We start from the raw sequence: 13,618 nt of genomic DNA on the forward strand, positions 1-13,618 counted from the left end.
CCGTTCTAAAAAGCGATTTACACTGTCGTGTGAAATTTGATAGGTATCTGCAAGTTACGTACAACTTATAGAGTGTGGTTCTGTCATAAGAAATCCCATATAGATGGGCAAAGTACATTGAGCTGTAGAAGCATGTTTCGTTTGTCTAATCACATATATGTTTTACAGCATATTGACTATTTTTTCATGCTGTCAATGCGTAAGTCCTATATTTACATTTTAACGCCATAGATTCAACTTTACTGTTACGAATAGATAGCTAGCAAATCAATGAACCTACTGTGACAATCATACTACCAATCCAAAAATTTTGACTTAAAGAGGATTGTAAAACCAACATCGAAAATACAGAGGACATAATCGGTGCAAAATAGGACAGCATGACCAAGATCGACATATTGCCTTTAATAATGCCAATATTCCATGCCAAATAACCTGCTGAAAAGAATACAGCATTGAGAAATATCACTAAATAGTTAATCCAGCTTGATGCAACAAGCGAAAACTGAAAGCCTTGCGTAGAAAGCGTGAGTATCCATAAGGCAATAGCAGTAAGAATAAAATACAGTGATACTGCATTAACACCATTACTTTGCTTTTTAGTGTATATGCAATAAACCGCCCAAAGAACAGAAGCCACTAAAATTAAAAAATAGCTCAAAGGATTTTTGCCGATACTGTCAAAAATATTTAATCCTTCATGATAATTAATCAAGATCACACCAGAAAAGCTAATCATCACACCTAAAATGGTCATAATATTAACTTTTTCTTCTTTTAAAAATGCCATGAATATAATAATCAGCGTTGGCCATAAGTTGAAGATAATATTAAGCTCGATGGATTTTTCAGAGGTACTTGCCAAAGTTATCGAAAATGCGTAACACATTTCAAAAATAACAAAAAACACGCTTGAAATAATCAGGAATTTTTTTGAAACTTTACTGAAGTCGGGCAGACCATAAGCTAAATATAAAATAATAGCACTTAATGTGTAGACATAGGTAACAGTGTAAATTGGACCAAAATGAACTGTAGATAGCCTAAGCAATCCAACTAATGTTGCCCACAGTAATAAAGCAGAAACACCCAATAGTGTTGCAATTTGACGGCTCATTATATTGATGACTCCTCCATGAAATCATAATAATAAATTTGATAAATCGACTTAGATAGTGGATTTACCACGATAAAATTTAATCTATAGATGAGGTTTTGTCATGAATGATATGCTCTGAGTATTTTCTTCAGATACACAACATATTGACTATTTTTTCATGCTATTAATGCCTAAGTCCTATAATGTTTAATTCAGAATTTCCCCCGTTGAACAGGTTGCTAAGCCTTTTAAGTTCACCTATTTTTTGTTGAAAAAAACCATCAATCACATACTTTTAAATATTTGACTTCTATAAGTTATTGCTTTAAAAGAGGAAAAACGGGTAGAGGTCTGAAGACATACCCTGAACTTTTGTAAGCTAAAGAATAGCTGTAATTAAAAAACCACTGAGAAGTGATTTTTTATTGAGTAAAATTTATGAAAATTTCCAAATATAAAAAAGCAAGTTAAATATTTATTTAATTTGAGATTGAGTTTTTAAGAGGATGATATTACAGACCATCCTTTGACTGAAACTGATCTACTATGTCATAGCTCTCTAAATTATTTAAAAATCAAAATGGCATCACCATCTTCGCGTTCACCTACGGCATCAGAAGGTAAATTCTGTGGTATTCCATTAATTGTCATCATCGTTGAGCCACCACCATCAAGTTTCATTGCATCCACTGCACCCAAAAACTTCATCAACTGAGCTGTTTCTGGAACAGATAAGCCAGCACTATAACGAGGGGCGCGTCCATCTACAGTGACAAATAATAAAGTACCATCTTGAGTTTTACCTACGATTGCATGTGGGTTACGTCGTAAATACCAGTCATTGATAAAATATGCACGGTTAGCATTATTATATGTCGTTGGTACACCAACAATATTGTCATAGCCCCAACCCTCCTGAATGATTTGTTTACCTGATGGGAATACACCATTCATAAGTAAAGTCGGACCGCCATTCACGGCATATGTTTGTTCATTAATATTAAGGTCTTTCTGGGTATCTTGGTTGACTAAGCGTGTATTCACTTTAAGAGTGTGACCAAGTTGAATATTTTTAATAATCCAGTCTACATTATTACCTGTAGCTTGGATTGAACTATAACCTTTTGGCAAATCTAAACCACGAGTTAGATTGATTTTTTGAACTACACCTTGCTCATTCAGCAAAACTTCCACGCCTGTTCCAATATCCGTTTTTGATCCAAAATCTTGTGTAAATACAATAATTTCATTTGGATCTGTACAAACAACATCGTGTAAAGCTAGAGAAGTTTCTATATCAAATGGATTACCACAATTAAAATTTTTACCTGGTGTACGGTTAAAACCATCAGCACGTTTAGTTATGCCTTGCTGAGTAGTAATATTGATAATGGTTGATAAATTAGTTTCTAGATGAGTATGTCGTTGACCATTTTCAATATCAAAAAACATTGCAGGACGACCTTCAACACCTTCACTGACGATCCGACCATTAATGATACCTAAACCAGCTAAGTCACCTGGCGTACCCATAGTTTCATTGACTACAAAAAAGCCAGCATTGATTGCTGCAAGCGCACCAGTTCGCTTCGCCAATGAGGTTGTAGTTTCTTTACCAGGAATAATATCTGTGCCTAAAGCACTACGTAATTTTCCTGTAAATGAAGGACGAACTGCAAGAATATTGATTACCCATGGTCCAGTGGTTGTTAAACCGTCTTCAGCTGTATAGCGAGTTCTAGCTTCATTAAAGCCATCTTTTTTCAATAGTTTAACGATATCATCTGCTGTGGTTTTTGAAGTAAAGCGTGAATCTATACGCACCCAATAACTTGTATTTTTACCAGCTTGAGAATTATCAGCTGGAATTACTTTTTTAGCAGAATAGCCTAATTTGATAATTGCTGTTTCAAATTTTGCAAATTCTGTATCATTTGTAGCAAGTCCTATTTCTGCTTCAAAGCCATCTTGTAAAGAAGAGTAGCCTCTAATGATTTTATATTGTTCAACACCTTGAGCGAGATCAATTTTTTGACGATTTTCAATTAGGATTTTTTCTCCCAAAGGAAATTTATCTTCAGGAAGACTCCAGTTTGAAGCTAAGGGTTCAGATGGGTTACTGTTATCATTATTGCATGCGCTGAGGATGAGTGTAGATATAAAGATGCTGACAATAAGTGTTTTATTCATTAGGAAATATTCATTTAAAAAATTTTATAGAGCTTATTTTTATGTTGTTACAAAGGAATTACATTTCTTAAATTAAGTCTACTTTTATAATAATATTTACGTACAAAAATTAGGAAATATTGCAAAGTACCCAAGTTAAATATGATTTAGAAGTTGATTCATAAACAACACTATTCATTTAAATCAAAAGTCTACAGTCGTTTACAATAAGAGGATTTAAATTATCAAATTTCTTGAGAACTTTATCCTCGAACTCTAGCGCGTAAGTTATTGATTGATACTTTTACAGTTTGTGTAGTGTGTCAAAAAGTATGCTGCCATTCAACGAATCCATTGTTGATATAAAAGAACACTAAATCAAAGGCTTTGAAATGATTGTCCAGCTTTATAGTTTTATGCCATTTTTCTTTATACTGTCACTCAGGCAGATAGGACATTTGATTTGTAGAGTTATTTGCATTTCCCTATAGTATCAAATTTTTACCTGTCTCTCTTTCAGCATACTTTTTGAAACACCTCCGAATCTTGAATATTACTAAATAAATATTTCTATAAATGTTATGTATGAATTTTTATCATGGCATCATTCTTGCTTAAAACAATGATCTTCTATACAAGTTTGTATATTTAGTTTTCATACTTAATTTATCCTATTTTGGTGCACTTATTTATCTTGATGTTGCACCAAAAAGATTCACAATTATTTAGTGAACCAGATTGGTGCTAAAGAGGGTTATTTTGAAGTATTCTGTTTGTTCTATTCTTTTATTTACTTATTTATATTCATTTTATGTTAGTGCTGTGGATACAGTTCATCAATTAGAAATAATGTCTACTTTAGTTAATCAACAAGATATGTATGCATTCATAACGATAATATTGAGTCAGTTTTCATATGAGCTGATAGCTTCAAAAGGCTTTATAGGTGAGCCAATCAGAGCCTCATTCTTAGAGCAGCAGTCATTCTCATGCTTAAGCAGCTGAGTTTATTGGTGTGTTTTGCACTCCTAGCATGCTCACATGAGCCTGAGCGAGTGAAAGCTAAAAAACAGCAAGATTCGATTTGTGTTGTAGATAGTACAGATGCCAAAGTGTGTATTTCTGAACCAGCTCAGCGTGTCGTTTCATTATTTGAGTCAGCCCTAGATGGGCTGTATATGTTAAATCAAGGGCATAAGGTCATCGGTATTCCTGCAGAGATTTATCTACAACCTTTGCTATTTGATGCTTATTCCAAACTCGATACACGTATTGCTAAAAGGTCTATTTCAACACCCTCCCAAGGGGCGAATGCAATTAATATTGAAAGTCTGATGCTACTTAAACCTGATTTAGTCATTCTAGGCAGTGGTCAAACACAAGCGGTTGATTTGTTAAAACAGTTTGAGATTCCTGTTTATATCATGGAATCGAGTACTTATGATCAGGTCAAAGAAGAGCTTTATGAAGTTGCATTGTTGACAGGTGCAGAACAACGAGCCCAAAGTTTATTGGCTTTTTCAGATCAATTGATTGCTGATGTAGCGACTAAAACAGCACGCCAACCCAATAAACAGAGTATTTATTATGCATGGTCAGGCGGGCGGATATTTTCAACTTCAGGACGTAAATCTATTACTAATGATTTTATTGAATTGGCAGGGGCATATAACATTGTGACAACCGATGCCAGTCAACCCAATGTAAACCCTGAAACGCTGATTGAATGGAACCCTGACAATATTGTGTTATGGAATACTCAACCTGAATTGATTTATCAGCGTAAAGAGTTACAGGGTTTATCTGCGCTCAAACAGCAAAAAGTATTTAATTTGACACCTGCTTTTATTTATAACCCACATACCATCAAAATTATTGTGACTGCTATTTATCTCAACCAAAGTATTTATCCTGAACATTCAGATTTATCTGTCGCTGAACTTAAGCTAAAAATTCTAAGTGAACTCTATGGAGAGAATATTGCTAAGGCACTCATGCAATGAAATTAAAGCAATTTAAAAACGCTTGGTTTTATCCATTACCCATTTTACTCATTTTCTTTTCATTGTTGATTGGACCTAGTCAAACTATAGCTGCATCAGATTATTTTTTATGGTTTATGCAATGGATTTTTGGCATGGTGTATTTTGCACCTGAACAATTTCAACTTATGCAGAACATTGTCATGAATGTTCGTCTGCCACGTATTTTATTGACCTTTATGGTAGGTGCAGCACTGGCGACTGCAGGTAATGGTTTGCAAGCATTATTTCGCAATCCACTTGTTGATTCGTACGTTTTAGGGATTTCATCAGGCGCAGCTTTTGGTGCAGCTTTAGCTCTGTCATTGACATGGCTCTCCCCAAATCTTTCAGCATTTATTTTTGGTATTAGTGCTGTTGTTCTCACCTATCTATTTGCTTATCAGAAACATGAAAGCCAAGCTTCATTAGTGATGGTAATTCTATCAGGCATGATTGTATCTGGATTGTTCCTTGCAGGACTCACCATTATTCAGTATCTCAGTGATCCATTTAAGTTACAGGCGATTGTACAGTGGACGATGGGCAATTTACATCAGGCGACTTGGGAAAAAGTGCAATATGCTTGTATGCCAATTTTGGTTGCACTCATTGGTTTATATGCAATGCGGTGGCGTTTAAATCTGATGGCATTGGGTGCAGAAGAAGCTCAAGCGATTGGCGTTAATCCAAGACGAGAACAAATTTTACTGATTATTTTTGTGACACTATGTACTTCAACCTCAGTTGCAGCTGCGGGCATTATTAGCTTGTATGGTTTATTTATGCCTCATATTGTTCGGATGTTGGTGGGACCTGATCATCGTTTGACGATTCCTGCCAATATGGTGCTTGGTGGCAGTTTCTTATTGATGATTGATAATTTTTCACGTGTCTTACTCAGTTTTGAAATTCCTATAGGGATCTTCACTATGCTGTTAGGCGCACCATTTTTCTTACTTCTGATGAAAACACAACGGACGAATTGGGCATGATTTGCATTCAACAATTAAATTATGCCTATGGGAAAAAACAAGTCCTTAAAAATATTCAGCTGGACTTTAATGAAAATCAGTTTTCGGTCATCTTAGGGCGTAATGGCTGTGGTAAATCGACTTTATTTAAATTAATGGCTGGTTTGGAAAATATCCAGCAGGGTAGTATTTTGTATGCTGGACGTGCGCTAACGCAATTTAAGGGCAAAGATAAAGCCACTTTACTAGGATTTTTACCGCAGTTTCATAAGACAGTTTTTCCATTCAAAGTTCGAGATGTGATTATTACAGGACGAGCAGCTTTTAGCCGTTTCCATCCGAGTAAAGAAGATTGGAAATTGGTTGATCAAGCGATGGCTGATTTAGATATTGAACATTTGGCAGATCGAGCATATACAGAGCTTTCAGGTGGTGAAAGACAATTGGTCATGATTGCACGAATTTTAGTCCAATCACCCAAGATTATTTTATTGGATGAGCCAACCAATCATTTGGATGTGTATTATCAATCTTACTTAATGAAAAAATTACGACAGCTATCACGTCAAAATTTTACTGTTATTGCGATTATGCATGACCCAAACTTAGCATTTTTATTTGCAGATCAATTGTTCTTTATGCGACAGCATGAGGTGATTCAGCCAGACCCACGTTCCAAAGTGACTGATCCAAAGTTTCTCAAAAGTGTATATGATGTTGAGTTTCATGAAGCCATGATTCAAGACAAAACAATTGTTGTACCTGATCATTCATGGTTATGAAAAATGAGTTTAGTTTACCAATTACTTGAACCATCAGATGATAAGTCCGCAATTGCATTTGCACTTAGATCGCGTCAATTACTTTTTCCTGAGCTCTATACGGCAAAGATTCCAAAAGATATTGAACATTTTGCGCAATATTATATGCAAAGTGAACAGGGCTGTTTCATTGTCGTGAAAGACCATGATCAAATCATAGGTACAGTCGCTTACCGTGCATATGATGATCGATTCGATCTTGATATTCCTGCAAAGGCAGTCGAAGTTGTAAAGCTCTTTGTATTACCAGAGTATCGCAGACAGGGAATTGCGACCAAGCTATGTCAAATGCTATTTAGACATGCACAGCAACGAAATATTCTGCATTTGTATTTACATACTCATCCATTTTTACCCGCAGCAGAATTTTTTTGGCAATTGCAGGGATTTAATACAGTCCACCGTGAACAAATAAGTACCTATGACACGATACATATGTTCAAGCAACTAGCTTTTGAACATCAATGAAAGAGCACATTTTTGTTCTTTTAATGTCGTTGCATTTTGGCGCATAAATTGCTTAATCCTTTTTAGATTTTTACTGTTAGTTATAATATGTATGAATATGGATCACGTGCAGGTTTCTGGCGTATTCATAATGAGTTTAAGAAACGTAATTTACCCATAACAATCTTTGGAGTAGGAATGGCGTTGATTCGAAACCCGTATAGGATTGACTCAGCGTTATCATGCTTTGTCTTTTGCAAAAATAGAAGGCGAAAATGGAGCGGTTGGACTGAGTATTTTTCATAATCTGCTACCAACGTTTATGCCATTTAAAATTGAGATGTTGGAACGGCATCCTCTGGGTTCACAGTCTTTTGTACCTTTGGCAAGACAAAAATTTCTAATTGTGGTTGCGCTTCCTTTAGATCAACAACATCCACATGAGCAACAGATCTCAGCATTTATCAGCAATGGACAACAAAGTATATCCTACCATCAAGGGGTATAGCATCATCCTTTAATCACACTTGAAGCGAACAGTGAATTTTTAGTGATTGATCGGATTGGTGAAGGTCAAAATTGCGATATTTATATGTTGTCGCAGCCAGTTTTGGTTGTCGAGCCCTGTGTTTAACTGATAAAGAAACAGCAATTCTGTGGTAATTAGTGAAGGAGCAACTTCATGGATAATAATTTATTTGATGATCTCATTTCTTCGATTTCTAGATGTGCATCCAAGTATTATTTAAAATGATCAATAAAGTTGGGAGCTTTTTAGCCCCCAGTTTTGACTTCATATATTTGCTTAACTAAGCATTTACAGGCTCAGTGCATAAGATCAGCAAATATGCAATCCGTTGAATTAAGTATATTAAATCAACTGTATTACAAGCAACATAAGTGTTTTAAAAGAATGATGAATAATGATCACAATAGATCATCTACGATAACTTACTCATTCAACAACTCAACATGACGAATTGATATCAAGTACGTATCGTATGTGTATGTTTTAGTATTATTCTAAAGCACGAGCATTTTGATAGACCGTCTGTCCCTCTAAATTAAAACAAAACATAGTACCACTATGTGCAAACATACTTTGAAAACAATAAGATTGATTTGGTTTAATTTTTTCTTTTAAGAAATTGTCGACATGTTCTAATTCTGGGTCTAAGGCACGACCTTTGGCATCATATTCACGAATGCTATCGTAATCCGTCAGTTGATGCTTGCCTGTGCTGATTGACATACCACATGGTGCATTATCACATGATTTATTCAGTTGAGTCACAATATAGGCAGGATAATCTTGTTGATTTGCACGTAAATATGCATAGATTTCAACCTTATTGTTTGGATGGTAATTGATTTTGATTTGGCATGCACCTTTGACATATTCTTCACTACTTTTAACTTTACGACCACTTTGTTTGGCATATTCAATATCACCAGCAGAGAGAATATAAAAATCTTGATAAGAACACATACCGTTTGTGTTTTGTGATTTTTGATTCACTTGTTGCGTGATTACAGGTGATGAACGAACTTGATTTTGTTCTTTAATCAATGCAAGTGCATCAGAATTGCCTTTGCTCGCGGCTGCCTGAAGGAATTGATTTGCCAAAACAGTATTTTGTTGCACACCATCACCTGATAATAGTATTTTTCCCAAAATAAACATAGCAGGGACATAGTTTTTGTTTGCTGCTTTAGACAGCCATTCAACGGCTTTTGATGGATTCTTGGGTACTAATTTCCCTTCATAATAAGCCATACCTAAATCATATTGATTTTTAGCAAAACCTAAAAGACTGGCTTTGGTTTGTAAAGCCAATAATTCTTTTTGTAGGTGTTCAACGCTACCATCACTGCTTTTCATGGTTATTTCTGCTTGTGATATACTAGAAAGAGTAAGCCCGAATAACATGGGAAAAACTATGTTTTGAATTTTCATGAATAATTCATCTATTTGATAATATTAATTTTATATCATTAATTTTGATATTTTTCATTGACCTATGTAGACATTTATCATTCAAAGATGAAAGCAAGCATTGTCTAATCGCGCTTATTCTTCTTTTTGAAAATGCTCAATTAAAAACTCTATAAGTAAATGAGTTTTAGTCAGTATATTATGCCGATTTTGGCACAGCTTTGTGAAACCTGCTTTTTTTATGCGCTTACAGTACTTAAAAAAGCTAAACGAGATCATCATATGTTTGATGAAGCCTTCAATCCTGCTGAATTAGAAGGATTTGGTCTTAAATAACCTAATGTTATTCCCAAATAGAAATGATTCACTATAATTTATAGACATTCTTCAATAATTAATCTTCTATCTTAGAAAGATGAGTGACTTACAACATGTAATAATCAAATAGTCACAACAATTTCAAAATAGCTCGATATTATTTAAAAACAGATCCTGATTCTTGGGGGTTATATATTTAAGGTACATGGAGCTTATCCATGAAAGGTAAAAGGGCATTTGGATATACTGCCAAACTGAATGGATATATGGTTTATATTTATACTGATGAATTCTATAAATCGGGTTACTCATTTATAACCGATCTGATTGGCTACATTTTCTACTGAAACACCATCTTTCAATAATATTTGAGCATGTTTCCAACAAATAATGACCAATTGTTTTCCCTGTATATTCTTTAAATAGGCGTTTTAAATCGCATTTATTTATACTGACACACTTAGCTAAAGTGCGAATCGTGATTTTTTATTCAAATTCTAATTCTAAAATTGCAATACTATTTATGAATAGGGGCAGGAATTTGATTTGCTAGGTTAATCTAATAACAAACTCATCAGCTCTAAAGCGGCACCTTCTAAATGTAATAAATCAATAGATGACTGTGCAGGAGGGAAGTTTAATAAATAATGTGCCTGATGAAGTACATTTTTATTTAGAATGTTGATGGTTTTAAGTGCAGGGTTGGAATCTGTTAAGAAAAATTTTGCCAAATCATGATGTTGAAAATTGGCTTTCATAATTTCTAGAAAAGTTTCATTAAAATCTTAATTAACTTTGAACCTAATGATTCAGAATTTATAAAACGAGAAATCATATTGGAGAAAGATCATTTTGATAAAAGAACTTCAATCATAACTGGGACCATTGATAAAATTGGTATTTTTCCTACTATTAAGGCTCACTTTATTTTCGTTCTCATCATGGTTGGGCAATAATATGGGCTTCCGATAAAAAAAGCCAAGCTGACTTGAGTCTATCAACTTGGCTAAATGATGGGCTTACTTTAAGTTTTTAGTAAAGAAATCAGTTAATTTATCGAAAGGAATTAAATCAACACGGTCATATAGATCAACGTGTCCTGCACCCTTGACGTAATATAGCTCTTTAGGTTCACCAGCACGCTTATAGGCATCTTCACTGAACTCTTTGGAATGCGCTTGATCACCAGTAATAAATAGCATTGGACGAGGTGAGATGGTTTCTATGTCATTAAATGGATAGAAATTCACAAATCTAACTTCACTGGTTAACGCTCTATTTTGAGTTTGCTCCAAAGTTTGACCTTTAGGAATAGCTGCTCCGCGCGTTGTTCGATAAAAGTTATGAAATTCACTTACGATAGGATCGCTATTTGCATCGACTGTTTTAGGTAAATAGTTTATCCATTGTTTTCCTTTACCTTGAAACTCTGAGTAACATTGTTCTGCTGCTGTTTCTAACATTTTCTTACGTTGCTCAAGCGTCTGGGAGTGATTTAAACCGTTACGTGTTACCGCACCCATATTGTACATTGCAACAGTCGCAATGGCTTTTAAACGAGGATCTAATTTTGCTGCACTGATCGCAAAGCTACCGCTACCACAAATACCTAATACACCAATGTGATTACGATCAATAAAAGTTTGACTGCCTAAATAATCTACCGCAGCATTAAAGGCTTCAGTATACAGTTCAGGTGCAACTAAGTTACGAGGTTGTCCTTCACTTTCACCCCAGAATGGTAAATCAATCGCCAAAGTGATAAAGCCTTGCTCAGCCAATTTCTGTGCATAAAGCATTGAGCTTTGTTCTTTCACCGCTCCCATTGGATGACCCACAATAATTGCTGGAGCTTTAGTATTCTTATTTAAATTTTTAGGAATCACTAAATTACCGACAACATTCATATTGTATTGATTTTTGAACGTAACCTTCTGAATCGTGATTTGACTACTTTGATAAAAGTTATCTGCATCTTTTGGCATATCCGCCGCCATTGTCGAAGTTAAAGAAAATAAACCCATTGTGGTAATAAGGGTTGCTATTAAAGTTGCATTACGAAATTTCTTTATATGTGATTGCATGATTCCAGCTCCCTGTAAAAAAGATGATTCATAAATTTAGGGATTGAAAAAAGTTTATCTATTCTTTCTAAGAAGTATTAGCCTAAAAAAACAGCATAGACTTATGAGCGAAATTCATTAATTGGATGGCGTAAATTTTAAGTGATTGAAAATAATGTATTTAAACAGAAATCATTTGATTTTCTTAAAGTGTAAATGCAAGAACTGCTAAAAATACGATATTTATACTTTTATGATTCATGAATTATATACATAACTCTATTCGGCTTAAGCTACTTATTCCAGTTGATCCTTATTTTTATAATCGCTACTCCAATTTCGAGTAGAGATATTGAATGCTTAACCCTGAAGAAAAAGAAAGCTTCGTAGAAGCTCCTGCTTACTGGAATGGGGTTTTTGCAATGACCTTATGTGTTTTTGCCTTGATTGCATCAGAATTTATGCCGGTGAGTTTACTGACGCCGATTGCAATAGATCTTAATGTTACAGAGGGTCTAGCTGGACAAGGAATTGCAATTTCAGGCGCTTTTGCTGTCATCACAAGTTTGACAATTTCCCGCTTAGCAGGAGATATGAATCGTAAAACCCTCTTGTTAGTTTTAACCGCTATTATGGCAGTTTCAGGTGCAATCGTAGCGCTGGCGCAAAACTATACAATTTATATGCTAGGTCGTGCGTTGATTGGTTTGGTCATTGGTGGTTTTTGGTCAATGTCAGCCGCAATGGCAATGCGATTAGTACCAAGCTCACAAGTACCTAAAGCATTAGCAATTTTTAACAGCGGTAATGCTTTGGCAATGGTGATTGCTGCTCCTTTAGGAAGTTATCTCGGCTCAATCATCGGTTGGCGTGGTGCATTTTTATGCTTAGTTCCTGTGGCTGTCATCGCTTTTATTTGGCAATGGTTGAGTTTGCCTTCAATGCCAGCCACTTCTCGTCAAACAGAAAAGCAATCATCCATTTTGGGGGTGTTGCGTAATCCAGTCGTTATGATGGGTATGTTAGCGATCAGTTTATTTTTCATGGGACAGTTTTCTCTTTATACCTATGTGCGACCATTTTTAGAAACCATAACCCGAGTTGATATTTCGACCCTGTCACTTATTTTACTGGGGATTGGGGTGATGGGATTTATTGGTACTACCGTAATTAATACGTTCTTGAAGCGTCATTTTTATGCAACTTTGATTGTTATTCCTCTCATGATGGCTGTTATCGCATTGTCACTCGTATTTTTTGGAACTTGGACGACGGTCGTTGCGGTATTACTGTGCATATGGGGGTTCTTAGCAACAGCAGCTCCTGTAGGATGGTGGGGATGGTTAGCACGTACCTTGCCCAATGATGCAGAAGCGGGTGGCGGGTTAATGGTGGCGGTGATTCAACTTGCAATTGCTTTAGGTTCAACACTGGGTGGAATTTTATTTGACCATAGTGGTTATCATATAACTTTTGTAGCCAGTGCACTTATTTTGGTTATTTCTTCTATTTTGCTATCTCGTTTGACGACAAAGTAATCCAATGGAGTCGGAAATTCATAAACGGATATGAATAAAGAAATAAGCATTGTTACGAGCAGAATGTTGGATTAGAGCTTATATATTTCTTTTAATAATGAACGTGGTGAGGGAATATACCATGTTCAAATCTCTTATAGTTTTTAAGAATCATAGATTTTTTATTTTTAACTTCAATTATTTGTGCAAAGCATAACAAATGATAGAAATACGAAAATGTATGAGCAAGGAG

At 35.1% G+C, this 13,618-nt stretch carries 11 protein-coding genes and 3 pseudogenes; 8 read left to right on the forward strand and 6 right to left on the reverse strand.

The window, feature by feature from the left end; genetic code table 11:
• Positions 1-259: 259 nt before the first annotated feature.
• From yddG to C9E89_RS24180, 3 genes and pseudogenes are all read right to left on the reverse strand, one after another.
• The gene (yddG, locus tag C9E89_RS20200; RefSeq protein WP_107010010.1) at positions 260-1,117 is read right to left on the reverse strand and encodes an aromatic amino acid DMT transporter YddG; all 858 of its coding nucleotides are present in this window, start codon (positions 1,115-1,117) and stop codon (positions 260-262) included.
• Between the two features lie 546 nt (positions 1,118-1,663).
• Positions 1,664-3,289, reverse strand: coding sequence for a phosphodiester glycosidase family protein (locus tag C9E89_RS20205; RefSeq protein WP_107010011.1), 1,626 nt, complete (start codon positions 3,287-3,289; stop codon positions 1,664-1,666).
• Positions 3,290-3,677: 388 nt separating this feature from the next.
• Positions 3,678-3,749, reverse strand: a pseudogene (locus C9E89_RS24180) (IS1 family transposase); the annotation flags it as partial.
• Between the two features lie 508 nt (positions 3,750-4,257).
• On the opposite strand from C9E89_RS24180, the gene C9E89_RS20210 reads away from it, so the two are divergent.
• From C9E89_RS20210 to C9E89_RS20235, 6 genes and pseudogenes are all read left to right on the forward strand, one after another.
• The gene (locus C9E89_RS20210; RefSeq protein WP_107010012.1) at positions 4,258-5,271 is read left to right on the forward strand and encodes an ABC transporter substrate-binding protein; all 1,014 of its coding nucleotides are present in this window, start codon (positions 4,258-4,260) and stop codon (positions 5,269-5,271) included.
• Complete coding sequence (locus tag C9E89_RS20215) at positions 5,268-6,284, forward strand: FecCD family ABC transporter permease (RefSeq protein WP_107010013.1); 1,017 nt, start codon at positions 5,268-5,270, stop codon at positions 6,282-6,284. Before C9E89_RS20210 ends, C9E89_RS20215 begins: the two co-directional genes overlap by 4 nt.
• On the forward strand, positions 6,281-7,045 hold the full coding sequence (locus tag C9E89_RS20220) for an ABC transporter ATP-binding protein (protein WP_107010014.1): 765 nt from the start codon (positions 6,281-6,283) through the stop codon (positions 7,043-7,045). The genes C9E89_RS20215 and C9E89_RS20220 overlap by 4 nt, the downstream gene beginning before the upstream one ends.
• A gap of 3 nt (positions 7,046-7,048) precedes the next feature.
• The gene (locus C9E89_RS20225) at positions 7,049-7,552 is read left to right on the forward strand and encodes a GNAT family N-acetyltransferase (protein ID WP_107010015.1); all 504 of its coding nucleotides are present in this window, start codon (positions 7,049-7,051) and stop codon (positions 7,550-7,552) included.
• 84 nt (positions 7,553-7,636) lie between these two features.
• A pseudogene (locus C9E89_RS20230) lies at positions 7,637-7,810 on the forward strand (allantoinase); the annotation flags it as partial.
• Positions 7,755-8,165 (forward strand): annotated as a pseudogene (locus tag C9E89_RS20235) (ureidoglycolate lyase); the annotation flags it as partial. The pseudogenes C9E89_RS20230 and C9E89_RS20235, both read left to right, overlap by 56 nt.
• 384 nt (positions 8,166-8,549) lie before the next feature.
• Here C9E89_RS20235 and C9E89_RS20240 read toward each other — a convergent pair.
• On the reverse strand, positions 8,550-9,413 hold the full coding sequence (locus tag C9E89_RS20240) for a tetratricopeptide repeat protein (RefSeq protein ID WP_171405188.1): 864 nt from the start codon (positions 9,411-9,413) through the stop codon (positions 8,550-8,552).
• A gap of 234 nt (positions 9,414-9,647) precedes the next feature.
• Here C9E89_RS20240 and C9E89_RS23385 point away from each other — a divergent pair, with 234 nt between their 5' ends.
• A complete protein-coding gene (locus C9E89_RS23385; protein ID WP_171405189.1) occupies positions 9,648-9,803 on the forward strand; it encodes a hypothetical protein in 156 nt (51 codons plus the stop codon).
• A gap of 536 nt (positions 9,804-10,339) precedes the next feature.
• Here the strand turns inward: C9E89_RS23385 and C9E89_RS23915 are convergent.
• Positions 10,340-10,543 carry a hypothetical protein gene (locus C9E89_RS23915; protein WP_228199085.1) on the reverse strand — a complete coding sequence of 68 codons (204 nt, stop codon included), beginning with the start codon at positions 10,541-10,543 and terminating at the stop codon, positions 10,340-10,342.
• Between the two features lie 261 nt (positions 10,544-10,804).
• Positions 10,805-11,869, reverse strand: coding sequence for an alpha/beta hydrolase (locus C9E89_RS20250; RefSeq protein WP_107010017.1), 1,065 nt, complete (start codon positions 11,867-11,869; stop codon positions 10,805-10,807).
• Positions 11,870-12,204: 335 nt separating this feature from the next.
• On the opposite strand from C9E89_RS20250, the gene C9E89_RS20255 reads away from it, so the two are divergent.
• On the forward strand, positions 12,205-13,386 hold the full coding sequence (locus C9E89_RS20255; RefSeq protein ID WP_107010018.1) for an MFS transporter: 1,182 nt from the start codon (positions 12,205-12,207) through the stop codon (positions 13,384-13,386).
• Positions 13,387-13,618 lie beyond the last annotated feature (232 nt).

Origin of the sequence: Acinetobacter sichuanensis (assembly GCF_003024515.2) — a bacterium.
In the GTDB taxonomy this organism is placed as follows: domain Bacteria; phylum Pseudomonadota; class Gammaproteobacteria; order Pseudomonadales; family Moraxellaceae; genus Acinetobacter; species Acinetobacter sichuanensis.